The sequence below is a fragment of the Polynucleobacter sp. genome (assembly GCF_018500155.2).
GTDB lineage: Bacteria > Pseudomonadota > Gammaproteobacteria > Burkholderiales > Burkholderiaceae > Polynucleobacter.
On the sequence record NZ_JAHBAK020000013.1, the window covers coordinates 1 to 15709 of the forward strand.

The 15709-nt window shown below is 45.9% G+C and carries 18 protein-coding genes; 3 read left to right on the forward strand and 15 right to left on the reverse strand.

Going from position 1 to position 15709, the window contains the following annotated elements; genetic code table 11:
* The 5 genes from KIH43_RS01630 to rpsP all read right to left on the reverse strand — a co-directional run.
* On the reverse strand, positions 1 to 659 hold a 659-nt coding region (locus tag KIH43_RS01630; RefSeq protein WP_297717014.1), incomplete at its 3' end, for a CoA pyrophosphatase.
* Between the two features lie 63 nt (positions 660 to 722).
* Positions 723 to 1118, reverse strand: a complete 396-nt coding sequence (rplS, locus tag KIH43_RS01635) for a 50S ribosomal protein L19 (RefSeq protein ID WP_297717017.1) — start codon at positions 1116 to 1118, stop codon at positions 723 to 725.
* Between the two features lie 136 nt (positions 1119 to 1254).
* On the reverse strand, positions 1255 to 2001 hold the full coding sequence (trmD, locus tag KIH43_RS01640) for a tRNA (guanosine(37)-N1)-methyltransferase TrmD (protein WP_296968065.1): 747 nt from the start codon (positions 1999 to 2001) through the stop codon (positions 1255 to 1257).
* Positions 2002 to 2021: 20 nt separating this feature from the next.
* Entirely contained in the window at positions 2022 to 2588 is a 567-nt protein-coding gene (rimM, locus tag KIH43_RS01645) for a ribosome maturation factor RimM (RefSeq protein WP_297717020.1), read from the reverse strand.
* Positions 2589 to 2682: 94 nt separating this feature from the next.
* Entirely contained in the window at positions 2683 to 2928 is a 246-nt protein-coding gene (gene rpsP / locus KIH43_RS01650) for a 30S ribosomal protein S16 (RefSeq protein ID WP_296968070.1), read from the reverse strand.
* Between the two features lie 295 nt (positions 2929 to 3223).
* Between rpsP and KIH43_RS01655 the strand changes: the two genes are divergently transcribed.
* Both KIH43_RS01655 and KIH43_RS01660 read left to right on the forward strand, forming a co-directional pair.
* Positions 3224 to 3679: an META domain-containing protein gene (locus KIH43_RS01655; RefSeq protein ID WP_297717023.1), complete on the forward strand. Its 456-nt coding sequence runs from the start codon at positions 3224 to 3226 to the stop codon at positions 3677 to 3679.
* 17 nt (positions 3680 to 3696) lie between these two features.
* Entirely contained in the window at positions 3697 to 4143 is a 447-nt protein-coding gene (locus KIH43_RS01660; protein ID WP_297717026.1) for a hypothetical protein, read from the forward strand.
* Between the two features lie 37 nt (positions 4144 to 4180).
* Here KIH43_RS01660 and KIH43_RS01665 read toward each other — a convergent pair whose 3' ends face one another.
* The 5 genes from KIH43_RS01665 to KIH43_RS01685 form a co-directional block, all read right to left on the reverse strand.
* The gene (locus tag KIH43_RS01665) at positions 4181 to 5968 is read right to left on the reverse strand and encodes an acyl-CoA dehydrogenase (RefSeq protein WP_297717029.1); all 1788 of its coding nucleotides are present in this window, start codon (positions 5966 to 5968) and stop codon (positions 4181 to 4183) included.
* Positions 5969 to 6005: 37 nt separating this feature from the next.
* Positions 6006 to 6941 carry an electron transfer flavoprotein subunit alpha/FixB family protein gene (locus tag KIH43_RS01670; RefSeq protein WP_297717032.1) on the reverse strand — a complete coding sequence of 312 codons (936 nt, stop codon included), beginning with the start codon at positions 6939 to 6941 and terminating at the stop codon, positions 6006 to 6008.
* Positions 6942 to 7691: an electron transfer flavoprotein subunit beta/FixA family protein gene (locus tag KIH43_RS01675; RefSeq protein ID WP_297717034.1), complete on the reverse strand. Its 750-nt coding sequence runs from the start codon at positions 7689 to 7691 to the stop codon at positions 6942 to 6944.
* Between the two features lie 86 nt (positions 7692 to 7777).
* Positions 7778 to 9430, reverse strand: coding sequence for an acyl-CoA synthetase (locus tag KIH43_RS01680; RefSeq protein ID WP_297717037.1), 1653 nt, complete (start codon positions 9428 to 9430; stop codon positions 7778 to 7780).
* Between the two features lie 83 nt (positions 9431 to 9513).
* A complete protein-coding gene (locus tag KIH43_RS01685; protein WP_297717041.1) occupies positions 9514 to 10434 on the reverse strand; it encodes a histone deacetylase family protein in 921 nt (306 codons plus the stop codon).
* A gap of 50 nt (positions 10435 to 10484) precedes the next feature.
* Between KIH43_RS01685 and KIH43_RS01690 the strand changes: the two genes are divergently transcribed.
* Complete coding sequence (locus KIH43_RS01690) at positions 10485 to 11771, forward strand: lytic murein transglycosylase (protein WP_297717044.1); 1287 nt, start codon at positions 10485 to 10487, stop codon at positions 11769 to 11771.
* Here KIH43_RS01690 and cysM read toward each other — a convergent pair.
* From cysM to KIH43_RS01715, 5 genes are all read right to left on the reverse strand, one after another.
* Positions 11768 to 12679, reverse strand: coding sequence for a cysteine synthase CysM (gene cysM, locus KIH43_RS01695; protein ID WP_297717047.1), 912 nt, complete (start codon positions 12677 to 12679; stop codon positions 11768 to 11770). The two genes, KIH43_RS01690 and cysM, sit on opposite strands and share 4 nt — an antisense overlap.
* 41 nt (positions 12680 to 12720) lie before the next feature.
* Positions 12721 to 13146 (reverse strand): helix-hairpin-helix domain-containing protein, encoded by a 426-nt coding sequence (locus KIH43_RS01700; protein WP_297717051.1) that lies wholly within the window; start codon positions 13144 to 13146, stop codon positions 12721 to 12723.
* A gap of 87 nt (positions 13147 to 13233) precedes the next feature.
* Positions 13234 to 14253, reverse strand: coding sequence for an ADP-glyceromanno-heptose 6-epimerase (rfaD, locus tag KIH43_RS01705; RefSeq protein WP_297717054.1), 1020 nt, complete (start codon positions 14251 to 14253; stop codon positions 13234 to 13236).
* On the reverse strand, positions 14250 to 15179 hold the full coding sequence (gene rfaE1 / locus KIH43_RS01710) for a D-glycero-beta-D-manno-heptose-7-phosphate kinase (RefSeq protein ID WP_297717056.1): 930 nt from the start codon (positions 15177 to 15179) through the stop codon (positions 14250 to 14252). Before rfaE1 ends, rfaD begins: the two co-directional genes overlap by 4 nt.
* A gap of 22 nt (positions 15180 to 15201) precedes the next feature.
* Positions 15202 to 15709 (reverse strand): UDP binding domain-containing protein (locus KIH43_RS01715; protein ID WP_297717059.1); only part of this gene is annotated, 508 nt, incomplete at its 5' end.

Sequence of the window (15709 nt, forward strand, 5' to 3'; positions counted from 1 at the left end):
GAATAAAAACGGCGGCCACCCTGCTCACTTTGCCCCAATCTGACCTGATGATTGGCAGGATCGAGCAAAAAATGTAAGGGGACCTCAAAAACATCTGCCACCTCAAACTCGTCTAAGACATATTCTGCCTGTGGCTGGACCAAGCCCACCACCGGGGTGACGCTATACCCCGAAACCGTCAAGTATTGTGGCAGGTACCCAATAATTTCCACCCGCTTTGGATCAAGACCAATCTCTTCCTGACTTTCTCGCAAAGCGGTATCGTCTGGCGTTAGATCTTGTGGATCCATGCGCCCACCTGGAAAACTAATTTGCCCAGCATGATCACGCAAATGATTGGTTCTTTGGGTTAGCAGAACTGTAAGCCCTTCCTCTTTCAATAACAAAGGGATTAATACAGCTGCTCGCGTGACCTTACCTGCAGCCTGTCGTTTAGCGATGATATCGGCGGCAATCACGTGACGATTTTCATCGGTGATTTCCGGCTGCCATTGTGGTGGATTCTGAAGTCTCTCCCTTAAAGCAGTTGGCTCCAATAATTGAGAAGAAACCTTTTTGTCATGAAGACAAACCTCATGAATCGGAATGGCCTGCGCATCAAAACCTACTGGGGCGGCGACATTGATCGCGTCATCTTCAGGTTTGGAAATTTTGGGCATAGAGGTATTCTAAGGCAACAAAAAAGGCGACCTAGGCCGCCTTTGTTGAGAGCAGCAAGAGGATTACTCTGCAGCAGTTGCCGCAGCCGCCTTATTACGCGCCTGCAACTTTTCTTTAATACGTGCTGACTTACCTGAACGATCGCGCAAGTAGTACAACTTCGCACGACGTACATCGCCGCGACGCTTCACTTCTACACTAGCGATCAATGGAGAATAAGTTTGGAAAGTACGCTCAACACCTTCACCAGAAGAAATCTTACGCACGATGAAGCTGGAATTGAGTCCACGATTGCGCTTTGCAATCACAACGCCTTCAAAAGCCTGGGTACGTTTACGGGTACCTTCAACAACGTTCACGCTCACTACTACTGTATCGCCAGGTGCAAAGCTAGGCAATGTTTTGTTAGCGCTTAAGCGAGCAATTTCTTCTTGCTCAATTTTTGCAATTAAATTCATTTTTAATCCTTAAACATCGTATTAGCGTTTTATCCCGAGACCTAAATCATCGGACCTAATAGAGGATGTAGTTAAAACCATTTCACTAAACCAAAATCTAAACCACCTATTCACTACTGCAGACTTTTGATAGTCATCACAATGAGCGAAGAAATTGTTCATCTTCTCGGGTTAGCAACCCATTTGCTCTGGCCGATTCAATTAAATCTGGCCTGAGCCTGAACGTCAGCTCTAAAGACTTCTGCCGACGCCAATCCGCTATTTTAGCGTGATGTCCGCCCAAAAGCACATCTGGAACCGATAAATTTTCGTAAATCTCGGGTCGGGTGTAGTGTGGATGGTCCAAAAGCCCGTTTATAAAGCTATCCTGGGCCGCTGATTCGCTATCCCCAAGCGCTCCAGGAATCAGCCGAATAACCGCATCCATGACCGCCATAGCGGGTATTTCGCCGCCAGAAAGCACAAAATCCCCCAAGGAAAGCTGAAAATCCACATTCCGATCAATAAATCGTTGGTCAATTGCCTCATAACGACCACAAATCAAGGTCAAATTCCCCAGATCAAGGATTTCTGCAGCCTTTTTTTGTGTAAAACGCTCACCCTGAGGGGCTAGCAAGCAAACAGGTCCAGATGCTACCTTCGCGCTCTGGTGGGTTAATTGGATCTGAGCAAGAGCATCCTCAAGCGGTTTTGCCATCATTACCATCCCAGGACCTCCGCCGTAAGCACGATCATCCACCGTCTTGCGAGCATCAGCGCAAAAATCTCTTGGATTCCACAAATGTACGCTCGCTAAAGATGTCTCGCATGCTCGCCCAGTGACACCCCACTGCGTGAGTGCAGAAAACATTTCTGGAAAGATCGTCACAACATCAAAGCGCATAGTGAAATTTCTGTCTCTTTTTATTGCCAATCTAATTGCCAATCAAGTGTGATGGATTTACTTTGCAAATCAACATCGAGCACTACTTCTTTCACAAAAGGCACGAGATACTGAATTTTTTTCGTGGCAAGATCACCAACAGCAATCACGCCATGCGCACCATTTTCAGATACATCGAGCACATGACCTAATGACTCGCCTTGCTGATTTTTTGCTTGGCAGCCAATTAAGTCAACCCAGTAATAAGTGTCTTTTTCCTCTTTTGGAAAAGCATCACGAGTCACTAAAACTCGAGCGCCTTTGAGCGCCAGAGCCTGATCACGATCAGAGATACCTTCTAAAGCCAATACCACGTTGCCGCTGTGCATCTTTGCACTCTTGACAGCATATTGCGTTAGAGTCGGCTGCCCTGGTGATGACAAAGCACCCGCGTCTTTGCGCGGCAATAAAGAAAGCCAGACTAATTTAGATGAAAGTAGCGCTACAGGGTCAGTGGCATGAGGTCTAACCTTCACTTGCCCTCGCAAACCTTGCGCCTCAGAAATGGCGCCCAGTTCAATGAATTCATTTTGGGAAGGTGCACTCATTTGAAAGCCACCTTATTTTCCCAAAATCAAACTACTGATCAACTTTGAAACTTGAAGCATCAACAGAATGTCGAAGCTTCAAGCAATCGAAAAATTAAGCAGCAGGATTATTTTTGATCAAACGTACAACTGTTGGTGATACTTGTGCGCCAACACTTGTCCAGTAAGTCAAACGATCTTGAGCAATACGCATCGCTTGCTCAGATTCAGCTGCTTTAGGATTGAAGTAACCAATGCGCTCGATAAAGTTCGAGTCACGACGGTTGCGCTTATCAGTTGCAACAATGCTGTAAAAAGGGCGCTTCTTAGAACCGCCGCGTGCCAGTCGAATGACGACCATACTTATTCCTTAAAATCTAAAAATGAAAACAGGTTGATTACAACCCAATGAAATTTCTACAAAATCTTGGGCTCCAACTCACCAACAAAACGTTGGGTTAAGCGGAAAACCTCATATTCTAGACGAAAACCCCTCATTCTTCCACCTATTTTGCCTCTCAAGACAGTAGAATAGAATCGCGAATACTGTAAAAAATACATAAAAATCAATAAGTTATATAAAAATGCTTCATTTAGAGCCCTGTAATACCCCACTCAGGGGGCATCCAAAACTGCTTGGCATACTGCTTTCCAGCATGGGTCTGATGCTATTAACCGCCTGCGCCAATGTCATTCCTCCGTGCGGGGCTAAAGTGAGTCCTCCGAGTAGCGAGTTACGCAATACCAAATGGGAACTTACTCGCTGGAACCTACCGCCCAATAGCTATGGAGAGGTCCGTACCCGGCAAATTCCCATTGGGGAGGCTAGTAATCCCATCCAAATGACTTTTGAAGCGAATGGGCAACGTGTAAGCGGCTCTACTGGATGTAATCGGTTTACCGCTGAACTTAATGAAGATACGAAAGGCTTTAGTTTGAAAAAGATTACGACCACCAAAATGTCATGTAATTCTCAGCGCATGGAATTAGAGAACGATTTTTTATATGAATTAAATGACTATCGCAGCATTGTTCGAAACGGTGATCAGTTGCTTCTCATTGGCACGGACCGCGAAGTGTTGAGCTTTACCCAACGACCTGTCAGCAAGTAAATCAAAATAGCTCTCTTATGAAAAAATCTAAACTCGTCTTTTGTGCGCTCGGCTTATTTTTCCCCGGAACGGGATTAAATTGTTTTTATTTACAAGGTATTAAATCATTTTGGGCATGGACACAATTGCTTGCCTTATTCGGTGGTTTTGTTGGCTGGGGTTTACTCAAGGATGCGAACTTTCAGTCTGGGCCAGGTTGGGTCTTGTTAACTTTTGGCTTTATTGCACTAGAAGCTAGTTGGCTCACCACCATTACCTTTGGCCTACGACCAGATGAAAAATGGGATGCACAATTTAATCCCAATATTACCGAGGATCAACGTAGTCAATCTGGTTGGCTCGTGATTTTGACAGTCATCTTTTCTCTCGTTTTAGGCGCTGGCGTCATGATGACTTTCTTAGCTATCGCCTTCGAGCAATTTTTTATTTCACAACTGCATGAAGCAAGAAAGCTATCCCAATAATTGCGGATAGCTTTACTTAACTTCTAAATTGAAGTACTTAGAACTGCTCTACCTCGAGTACGTTTGTAGAGTAACCACCTTCCACAATGGAAGTGGCCAATGCTTGTGCTTGTGGCAATAAATTTTCCGCAAAGAAACGGGCTGTAGCAATCTTCGTATTATAAAAAGCAGGATCGCCATCACGCAGACGCTCAGCAGCCAGTAATGCACGCGCCATTTGCCAGCCACCTAACACTAAACCTGCCAAACGCAGATAGGCAAAACTTCCAGCATAGACTGCTTTCGTATCCGATTTTGCATTGGCTAGGATATATGCAACCGCTTCATCAAATGCAGCACGTCCAACAGCCAACTGTTTCAGCACCGCTTTTGCATCTGCACTACCGCTCATAGCGAGCTCTTTTTCAGTATCGGCAATTTTTTGTGATAACACTTTCGCTGTAGCGCCACCATCTCGCACGGTTTTCCTACCAACCAAGTCATTCGCCTGGATCGCAGTAGTGCCTTCATAAATCGTCAAAATACGTGCATCACGGTAATGTTGCGCAGCACCGGTCTCCTCAATGAATCCCATGCCCCCATGCACTTGCACGCCTAAGCTTGCCACCTCAATGGACATCTCAGTTGAAAATCCTTTCACAATGGGCACTAAGAACTCATAAATAGCTTGATTGGATTTGCGCGACGCCTCATCTGGTGCAGCATGCTGGGCATCATATGCAGCCGCAGCATAGTAAGCAAGCGCACGAGAAGCTTCAATATATGCACGCATCGTCATCAACATGCGCTTCACATCTGGTTGATGAATAATCGCGACGGGGCCAGGAGATCCGGCGAGATCACGACTTTGCACACGGTCTTTTGCGTATTGGACTGCTTTTTGATAAGCACGTTCTGCAACGGCAATGCCCTGCATGCCCACTGCAAAACGAGCGGCATTCATCATGACAAACATATACTCGAGGCCGCGATTTTCTTCACCAACGAGGTAACCGATAGCGCCACCATGATCACCAAATTGCAACACTGCTGTTGGGCTCGCTTTAATACCAAGCTTATGTTCAATCGACACACAATGAACATCATTACGTTCGCCTAGAGAGCCATCAGCATTCACCAAGAACTTGGGAACAACAAACAAAGAGATACCCTTAACACCCTCTGGCGCATCCGGTGTGCGAGCCAACACCAAGTGAATAATATTTTTGGCCATGTCATGCTCACCATAGGTGATGAAGATCTTGGTGCCAAAAATTTTGTAAGTGCCATCAGCTTGCGGTACCGCTCTTGAGCGAACCATAGATAAATCTGAACCGGCTTGTGGCTCGGTCAAATTCATCGTACCCGTCCATTCACCCGAAATCATTTTGGGAACATATTGCTCTTGCAGCTCTGGACTTGCAGCAGTCAATAAGGCTTCAATAGCGCCATCAGTCAATAAAGGGCAAAGCGCAAATGAGAGATTGGCAGCATTGACCATTTCCAGGCAAGCTGTAGAGATCAATTTAGGTAGGCCTTGCCCGCCAAACTCCGGTGGATGAATCACGCCTTGCCAGCCGGCTTGAGCATACTGCTCAAATGCTTCCTTAAAGCCAGGTGTCGTTGTGACTACACCATCTTTTAAGGAGCTTGGCTGTTGATCGCCCGCCCAATTTAAAGGTGCTACAACATCTTGATTAAATTTCGCAGATTCTTCCAAAATTGCTGGCGCTAAATCCACATCAGCGCCCGCTTCCGCATAAGATGGATAGGCCACCACATCAGATAGCCCCGCTAGTTCATTCATCACAAACAACATATCTTTGACGGGGGCTACATAGGGCATAACAACTCCTGCGAATAAAAATCAGTTGAAGTAAAAATTACGAGAGGGCTTTAGTTAACTCCGGTACCGCAGTAAACAAATCGGCAACCAAGCCATAATCCGCAACACCAAAAATCGGCGCTTCTGGATCTTTATTGATTGCAACGATCACTTTGGAGTCTTTCATTCCTGCCAAGTGCTGAATCGCACCAGAGATACCAACTGCAACGTATAACTGTGGCGCAACAATTTTTCCAGTCTGTCCTACCTGGTAATCATTTGGGACATAACCTGCATCTACTGCAGCTCGGGATGCGCCTAAGGCGGCACCTAACTTATCTGCCAAAGGTACAACAAGCTCTTGATATTTTTCGCCTGAGCCCAAACCACGACCACCGGAAACAATAATTTTGGCGCTAGTCAGCTCTGGCCGATCAGACTTGGTAAGCTCACGACCCACAAAAGAAGACTTGCTAGCACTATCAGCAGCAGCGGCTTTTTCAACTGCAGCAGAACCACCGGTGGCAGCTACAGGATCAAAACCGGTTGTACGCACAGTAATCACCTTTACCGGATCGCTAGATTGCACGGTTGCAATTGCATTTCCAGCATAAATAGGACGCTCAAAAGTATCGGCAGACACAACCTTAGTGATATCAGAAAGCTGTGCAACATCTAGCTTGGCAGCAACACGTGGCATCACATTCTTACCACTAGCGGTTGCAGGAGCCAATAGATGGCTGTATCCATTAGCAATCGATAAAATTTGTGCCGCTAAAGGCTCTGCCAACTGGTCAGCTAGATTAGCTGCATCAACCTGAATGACTTTACGTACACCGGCAATTTGCGCCGCTGCAGCTGCAGCGGCATCCGCGCCACTACCTGCAACTAATACATCAACTTCAGGAGCGCATTGCAAAGCGGCTGCAACTGCATTCAGAGTGGCTGCTTTTAATGATTGATTATCGTGTTCAGCAATTACAAGAGCAGCCATTTATATCACCTTCGCTTCGTTTTTCAGTTTTTCTACTAAGGCTGCAACATCAGCAACCATGGCGCCAGCACTCCGCTTGGGAGGCTCCTCTACTTTGATTGTTTTCAGGCGCGGTGCAATATCAACACCGAGTTCATCTGGTTTCACAATATCAATGGTTTTCTTTTTTGCCTTCATGATATTTGGCAAAGTCACATAACGTGGCTCATTTAAGCGCAAGTCCGTAGTAATCACTGCTGGCAAAGTCAGCGCAATCGTTTCTAAACCACCATCGACTTCGCGTGTCACAGTCGCTTTTCCGTCGGCGACAACGACTTTAGATGCAAATGTTGCTTGAGGAATATCCATCAAGCTCGCCAACATTTGACCTGTTTGATTGCTGTCATCATCAATCGCTTGCTTGCCCAAAATAATCATCTGCGCCTGCTCCTTTTCGGCCAGCGCCTTGAGAAGCTTGGCTACCGCTAGAGGCTGTAGGTCAGCATCCGTCTCTACCAATACGGCACGGTCAGCACCAATGGCCAAAGCGGTACGCAATGTTTCTTGGCATTGCGTTACTCCTGCTGAAACTGCCACCACTTCAGTTGCTACGCCAGCCTCCTTCAAGCGAACGGCCTCTTCTACTGCAATTTCATCAAAAGGATTCATGCTCATTTTGACGTTAGCAATATCAACACCAGAATTATCTGATTTGACACGAACCTTCACGTTGTAATCCACAACGCGCTTCACAGCGACTAAGATCTTCATCTGACTTTTTTATTCCTTGAACTCAATAAAACGATTAATTTTTACTAAATTAGTTAATTTGCTATTTTACCGCTCCCACCACCGCATTACACATCGATAGCAGAGGCTGAACCAGCCTGCTTACGCAGTTCAAATTTCTGAATTTTTCCTGTCGAGGTCTTCGGTAACTCACAGAACACAATCGCCTTGGGCACCTTAAAGCCAGCAAGGTGTTGCTTACAGTGGGCAATAATGTCTGCGGGGGTGACGTCCATCCCTGGCTTAATTTCCAGGAAGGCGCAAGGGGTTTCGCCCCACTTCGGATCTGGCTTGGCGACCACTGCCGCAGCAATCACGGCAGGATGGCGATACAACACATCTTCCACCTCAACTGAAGAAATATTCTCTCCACCAGAAATGATGATGTCCTTGCTGCGATCCTTCATCTTCACATAACCGTCAGGATTCATGACTGCCAAATCCCCTGAGTGGAACCAGCCACCCTCAAATGCTTCTTTAGTAGCTTTTTCGTTCTTGAGATATCCCTTCATAGCAATATTACCTTTGAACATAATCTCGCCCATTGTTTCACCATCAGCAGGAACCGGCTGCATTGTTTCTGGATCTAGCACTGCAATCGCTTGCTGCATGTGATAACGAACACCCTGACGGGCATTCAAACGAGCGCGCTCACTAATATCAAGATCATTCCATTCATCTTGCTTCACACAGACTGAGGCTGGACCATACACTTCTGTCAAACCATAAACATGGGTTAAGTCAAAACCGAGCTTTTCCATTCCCTCAATAATTGAAGCTGGAGGCGCTGCACCTGCAATCAAACCTTTTACGCCAGCTGGCACACCTACTTTTAATTCGTCTGGTGCATTGACTAACAAGTTGTGCACAATCGGTGCCGCACAATAGTGAGTAACGCCATGCTCTTTAATGGCAGCAAAAATATGCTGTGCATCAACACGCCGTAAACAAACATTAATACCGGCGCGCGCAGCAATAGTCCATGGGAAACACCAGCCATTGCAGTGGAACATAGGTAATGTCCACAAGTACACCGGATGCTTATTAATATCCCAGTCAAGCACATTTGAAACAGCATTAATCGCTGCGCCACGATGATGGTATACAACCCCTTTTGGATTGCCTGTAGTACCAGAGGTGTAGTTTAGACAGATGGCTTGCCATTCATCGCTAGGCACTTGCCATGCAAACTCAGGATCTCCTTCTGCTAGCAATTGCTCATAAGTCAATTTGCCTAATTTTTCACCAGGCACATCAAACTCTTTCTCTTCCACGTCGATCACCAAAAACTCACGGCCGCTCTCTTTTTTTGCCATCTCGAGCGCTTTTTTCATGACCCCAGAAAATTCTGGATCCACAATAACCACTTTTGCTTCTCCATGATTCAACATAAAGGCAATCGATTCAGCATCAAGACGTGTGTTCAATGCATTTAATACTGCACCGGCCATCGGAATGCCAAAGTGCGCCTCTACCATTGGGGGCGTGTTGGGCAGCATGACGGCAACTGTGTCGCCAAGTCCCACACCGTGCTTTTGCAACGCACTAGCCAAGCGACGGCAACGCTCGTAGGTTTGTGCCCATGTTTGGCGCAATTTGCCATGAATGACTGCAATCTTCTGTGGATAGATTTGTGCGGAACGCTCTAAAAATAACAGAGGAGTAATAGGAGTGAAATTCGCAGGATTTTTATCCAAACCTTGTTCGTAAATATTTGCCATCGTTTTCTTTCAATATCAGTTTTACTATCGGTGTTTTTGTTTTGTGTTTTTGGTTTTTGTTGTTACTTAATCTAACTTTTGCTCTATATGTCAGCTAATGCTTTGACATGCGCTACGACACTGCGACCCAATGCAGATAAGTTATAGCCACCCTCAAGACAACTCACAATGCGGTTATTGGCATAGTCCCTAGCTACTTCTTTTAAACGCTTGGTGATCCAGACATAGTCGTCTTCTACCAAACCTAATTGACCCAAATCATCTTCACGATGCGCATCAAAACCAGCAGAAATAATGATCAACTGCGGCTCAAAATTACGCAGTGCTGGTAACCATTTTTCTTCAACAACTGCACGCACCACATCACCGCGAGTTGCAGCTGGCAAAGGTACGTTGACCATATTGTCTGCAGGATCTAAGCCGCTATAAGGATAAAAAGGGTGCTGGAAAATACTACACATCAGGACCTGTGGATCATTGAGAAATGCCGCTTCGGTTCCATTGCCGTGATGCACATCAAAATCAATAATGGCAACGCGTTCAATCCCATAAGTCTCCATAGCGTAACGCGCTGCAATAGCAACGTTATCAAACAGACAAAATCCCATTGAACGTGTCGGCTCAGCATGATGACCTGGTGGACGAACTGCACAAAAGACATTCTCCACTTCACCCTTCATCACAGCATCAACACCAGCAATAGCAGCGCCCGCGGCGCGCAATGCAGCTTGCCAAGTATGGGGGTTCATAATCGTGTCGCCATCAAGCATGGAATAACCACTTTGAGGGGCCTTTTCTTTCACAAAGGCAATATGATCGGGGCTATGCACTAACTCCAATTGATCTTCACTTGCCAATGGCGCATCCAAATGATGTAAAAAACGATCCATTCCACTACGAATCATTTGATCGTTAATGGCTTGAATACGTTCTGGGCACTCAGGGTGATGACTGCCCATCTCGTGTTTTAAAAAATCTGGGTGGGTTATATATCCTGTTGTCATTAGTTGAAATCCTTAATAGCTAATCCCCATTTTTTATAATCTAATGCATTGTGACTAATTCTCAATCTCTCCCGGCCTCACGAATGATCTTTCGGATTTACTGCTTATTTCTAGCACTATCTCTAGGAGCCTGCTCTCAGGCGCCGGTTCAGCAGAGCAAGACTGAGCAATCCATCGTAAACCAAATCGAGGATACGGCTTTAGATACTCGCTACAGCGAAAACTTGGAAAAACTTCTGTACCAAGTCTCACAAAGCCAAGAAATCCCCTTGCAGAGCCTAGAAATGGGCTTTTCCGATGCTAAAACGATTCCCTCGATACGCAAATTGGTATTACCCCCATCGAGCACCTTCAAGAAAAACTGGCTGGTTTATCGCAAACGCTTTATAGAGCCGGTGCGGCTGAAGGCTGGCAGAGCATTCTGGGAAGAAAATCAAGCCTTTTTGAGCCAAGTTGAGCAGGACTCCGGAGTGCCAGCACCCATTATTGTGGCCATTATTGGCATAGAGACAATTTATGGGCGTCAGACGGGTAATTTTCGAGTTAAAGATGTTTTATCCACACTCGCCTTTAGCTATCCTGATACACCCAATAAGCTTGCACGCGAACAACTCTTTAAAGACCAGCTGCAGGAACTCATCCTTATGTGTTGGGTTGAAGCTGGTGGCAAACTGCCAGCGAAAAATAGTTCTCAAGGGGTAAATGCGGCCCGCTTTCAGGGTTGCCTAAATCAAAACAGTTCTTATGCAGGCGCGATTGGTCTCCCACAATTTATGCCGAGTAGCATTCGTCAATTTGCGGTGGATGGTGACGGAGACGGTCGAGTAGATCTCAAGCAAAGCCCAAAAGATGCTATTGCCAGTGTCGCCAACTTCATGAAAAAACATGGCTGGCAAACGGGGATGCCGATTTCATTTCCCGTGCAAGAAAGCGCCATTTCTGCAGCAAAACAACTAGCTGATGGCGAACCTACCTTGAAATTCACCGTTGCAGCGCTAATTGAAAAGGGAATTCTATTGCCTGAGCAAGGCGATCTTCAACGTGGTGGCGTTGATCCACAAAGCAAGGCGCTGATTGTTGATCTGCCCTACCCTGATAAAGATGGGCTAGACCAAGCGCAATATTTTGTTGGCTTGAATAATTTTCTAACCATTGTGCAATACAACCGCAGTTACTTTTACGCACAAAGTGTTGCAGAATTTGCACAAGCACTTGGATATAAAAATAGCAGTGTCGTTCCCGTTGAGGCAAACATAAAAACCCCAAATTCAAAGAGTGCTACAGAGAAATCAAAAATCAAAAAACCTGCTGCGAAGAAAAAGGCAAAAGGTCACTAAGCGGGGAATACACCCGTCGACAAGTAGCGATCACCGCGATCGCATACGATAAAAACGATCGTCGCATTTTCTACCTGCCTTGCAATGCGCAGTGCAACAACCAAGGCACCACCGGCGGAGATGCCACAAAAAATACCTTCTTCAGCCGCTAAGCGCCGAGCCATATCTTCAGCGTCCGCTTGGGTCACATACTCAATACGATCGACACGTTCTCCCTCATAGATTTTTGGAAGATACTCAGGAGCCCATTTACGTATGCCGGGAATTTGAGACCCCTCTTCGGGCTGCGCACCAATAATCTGAATGGCAGGATTTTTGGACTTCAGATATGTAGAAACACCAGTAATCGTGCCAGTAGTTCCCATTGCAGAGACGAAGTGGGTAATTTGTCCATCAGTATCACGCCAAATTTCTGGACCAGTCGTTTCAATATGGGCCCTTGGATTATCAGGATTGGCAAATTGGTCTAACAATTTACCCCGACCCTCACGCTGCAATTGCAATGCGTAATCTCTAGCAAACTCCATGCCACCAGATGCGGCGGTCAATATTAATTCCGCGCCATATGCTGCCATACTCTGTCGGCGCTCAATACTTTGATTTTCAGGCATGACCAAAATCATCTTGTAGCCTAACATTGCAGCAGTCATTGCTAAAGCAATGCCTGTATTTCCGCTGGTTGCTTCGATCAGGGTATCGCCTGGCTTGATCTCACCGCGCTCTTGGGCGCGCATGATCATAGACAGCGCAGGTCGGTCTTTCACCGACCCGGCTGGATTATTGCCTTCCAACTTACCAAGAATCACGTTATTGCGCTTTTCGTTCTCTAGACCAGGAATGCGTTGTAGACGCACTAAAGGCGTATTGCCCACGGTTTGTGAAATGGTAAGGTAGGAAGGTTTGCTCATGACCTCATTTTAGCCATAAGCAGACTTACACTCTAAAGGGTTTAATTTCGGCGATGTGGCGCAGCACGCTCTGACGAATTGCGCTGACCAGCTTGATGACGCGAATTGCGTCTGCCAGAAGCCCCGCTCTCTTTTTGCGTACGGCCATTTGGCTCACGAAAGGAGCTTGGCGCCTCTATCGTTAAACCGTTATCAACCATTTTTTCAACTGATTTCATACCAATGCCACGGACACGCTTTTGTAAATCATTAGCGTCTTGAAAATGACCTCCCTCTTGACGTTCTGTAATGATCGTTTTTGCTTTCGAAGGACCAATCCCTTTAATGCTCTCTAATTCTGATTGGGTTGCCGTATTGACATTAATGGGTGAAGCATTTGTTACCCCTAGTGAAGCCATTGTTAAAGCTGCGCCTACCAATACAGATCTAATAAAGTTTGTGCCTTTAATGCTCAAATGATTTGACATATATTCTCCGCATAAAATAAAAAATCCACGCACACAAAATGCACGTGGATCATAGATAACGAAGAGGGTATTGCTAAGTTGACTGGCTTACAAAGGGTTAGCTAAAAATCCAGCATTAGCCTCCAGCCACTCAATATAACGGCTGACACCTTGTTCAACATTAAGGAAGGGCTCTTGATAGCCTGCCTCCCGCAGTTTTGTTAAATCTGCTTGAGTAAAACATTGGTACTTGCCTTTGAGGGCATCAGGAAAAGGGATGTATTCAATCGCCTTTTCTTTTACCAATTCCTGCAAAGTCGCAGGCTGCGCCTTATCTAATTTACGCATGGCGTTTGCCACAGCATGAGCCACATCATTAAATGGCTGTGCACGACCCGTGCCCAGATTGAAAATGCCGCTGATTTCTGGATGGTCTAAGAAAAACAGGTTTACTTTGACCACATCCTCTACTGACACAAAATCACGGCTTTGTTCTCCTGGTCCATATCCACCATATTCACCAAAGAGTTTGACGTGACCATGAGCTCTGTATTGATGGTATTGATGAAATGCAACGGATGCCATGCGGCCTTTATGAGATTCGCGCGGCCCATATACATTGAAGTATCGGAAACCCACTACTTGCGCAGAATTCGCATTTTCAGCAAAACGCTTACGCATCACCTGATCAAATAAAAACTTAGAGTAGCCATAGATGTTTAGTGGCTTCTCGTGTTCACGACTCTCAATAAAGACTTCGGAGCCGCCATAAGTAGCAGCCGAAGAGGCATACAGTAATTGCACCTTCTGAGCGGTACAAATCTCTAACAAATCCATGGTGTAGCGATAGTTATTCGCCATCATAAAAATGCCATCAGTTTCCATGGTGTCAGAGCAGGCACCTTCATGAAAAACGGCTTTGATCTTTCCAAGGCGACCACTTCTGAAGGCTTCTAGGAACTCATCTTTGTGAAGATAATCCACGATATCAAGGTCAGCCAAGTTGCGGTATTTATCGGCAGGCCTCAGATCATCTACCGCAATGATATTTTTCTCACCGCGCGCATTTAAACCTTGAACAATATTGGCGCCAATAAACCCAGCTGCACCAGTTACGATAATAGTCACTGTAATTCCTCTGAAGTAACGGTGGCTGTACCAAGCTTGCCCACCACAATCCCACCTGCGCGATTCGCTAACGCCATTGCTTTTTCTAGTGGCCAGCCAGCGGCCAGTGCAACAGCTAATGTTCCTATGACAGTATCTCCGGCACCTGAGACATCAAAAACTTCACGAGCTTGCGCCTTAACGTGACTGACACCCGCATCGGTATACAAACTCATACCCTCCTCAGAGCGAGTTAGTAGCAAAGCTTGTACAGCCAATGACCTTCTAAGTTCTTGCGCTCTACGTGTTAAATCTTCCTCGCTACTCCATTGCCCCACTACTTGGCGCAACTCACTACGATTCGGTGTCAACACAGTGGCGCCACGATATTTTTCATAATCTTCGCCTTTAGGATCGACCAAGATCATCTTATTTTGTGCTTTGGCTTGCTCAATCATATGAGCAACCTGTCCTAAGGCGCCCTTACCGTAGTCAGAAAGAACAACTACATCAGCTGAACCGACTAATTTCTCAAAACGCTCGAGTTTATGGGCAAGCGCATTTTCAGTTGGCGTCGCTTCAAAATCTAAGCGAATCAATTGTTGTTGGCGCGCAATCACACGCAACTTCACAATAGTTGGAACCTGAGCATCAATTTCTAATTGACTATCAACGCCACCCGCTTTTAACAGTTCCACAACCCGTTGACCGGGTTCATCATTTCCAACGATACCAAGAATGGTCGTTTTAGCACCAAGCGCCGCAACATTGCGAGCCACGTTGGCCGCACCACCTAAACGCTCATCCACCTTCCCCACCTGCAAAACAGGAACAGGGGCTTCAGGAGAAATGCGGTGAGTATCGCCAAACCAATAACGATCCAACATAACATCACCCACCACCAGTAGGCGTGCTTTAGAGAAGAGTTCGCGATCTGCTTTTTCCATCTGGATATTTTTGTTCTATCTATTAATTATGTCGCCCAATGCCATGGTATTCAACACCCAGCTCTTCCATCGCTTGTGGCTCATAAAGATTGCGTCCATCAAAAATAATCGGGCGAGTCAGTTTTTGAAGAACAGCATCAAAATCTGGGCTGCGGAATGCCTTCCACTCAGTAACAATGACTAAGGCATCGCAACCATCCAAGGCATCCATCGGATTGTCAACCATAGCAATGCTCTTTAGACCCTGAGGATTTGCTTTGAAATCTATCTCTAGACAATGCTTTGCTTCAGGCATTGCTACAGGATCATGCGCAACCACTTTGGCGCCACGCTTTACCAATTCCTGAATAATCACGCGGCTTGGCGCCTCACGCATGTCATCGGTATTTGGCTTAAATGCTAGACCCCACAAAGCAAATTTCATATTAGATAGATCTTTGCCAAAACGCTTTTCAATTTTCTCAACTAAGACATACTTCTGAATCTCGTTGACTGTTTCCACGGCATCCAAAATCTTTAAATCACGGCCA

Bases quoted from the DNA above. Each gene is read 5' to 3' on its own strand.
- KIH43_RS01655 (WP_297717023.1), top strand. From the start codon at position 3,224: ATGGGTCTGATGCTATTAACCGCCTGCGCCAATGTCATTCCTCCGTGC.
- KIH43_RS01670 (WP_297717032.1), bottom strand. From the start codon at position 6,941: ATGGCTGCTCTTGTAATTGCTGAACACGATAATCAATCATTAAAAGCA.
- trmD (WP_296968065.1), bottom strand. From the start codon at position 2,001: ATGCGCTTTGATGTTGTGACGATCTTTCCAGAAATGTTTTCTGCACTC.
- rplS (WP_297717017.1), bottom strand. From the start codon at position 1,118: ATGAATTTAATTGCAAAAATTGAGCAAGAAGAAATTGCTCGCTTAAGC.
- KIH43_RS01665 (WP_297717029.1), bottom strand. From the start codon at position 5,968: ATGCCCTATGTAGCCCCCGTCAAAGATATGTTGTTTGTGATGAATGAA.
- KIH43_RS01660 (WP_297717026.1), top strand. From the start codon at position 3,697: ATGAAAAAATCTAAACTCGTCTTTTGTGCGCTCGGCTTATTTTTCCCC.
- rfaE1 (WP_297717056.1), bottom strand. From the start codon at position 15,179: ATGGAAAAAGCAGATCGCGAACTCTTCTCTAAAGCACGCCTACTGGTG.
- KIH43_RS01685 (WP_297717041.1), bottom strand. From the start codon at position 10,434: ATGACAACAGGATATATAACCCACCCAGATTTTTTAAAACACGAGATG.
- KIH43_RS01675 (WP_297717034.1), bottom strand. From the start codon at position 7,691: ATGAAGATCTTAGTCGCTGTGAAGCGCGTTGTGGATTACAACGTGAAG.
- rpsP (WP_296968070.1), bottom strand. From the start codon at position 2,928: ATGGTCGTCATTCGACTGGCACGCGGCGGTTCTAAGAAGCGCCCTTTT.
- rimM (WP_297717020.1), bottom strand. From the start codon at position 2,588: ATGAGTGCACCTTCCCAAAATGAATTCATTGAACTGGGCGCCATTTCT.
- KIH43_RS01680 (WP_297717037.1), bottom strand. From the start codon at position 9,430: ATGGCAAATATTTACGAACAAGGTTTGGATAAAAATCCTGCGAATTTC.
- KIH43_RS01700 (WP_297717051.1), bottom strand. From the start codon at position 13,146: ATGTCAAATCATTTGAGCATTAAAGGCACAAACTTTATTAGATCTGTA.
- cysM (WP_297717047.1), bottom strand. From the start codon at position 12,679: ATGAGCAAACCTTCCTACCTTACCATTTCACAAACCGTGGGCAATACG.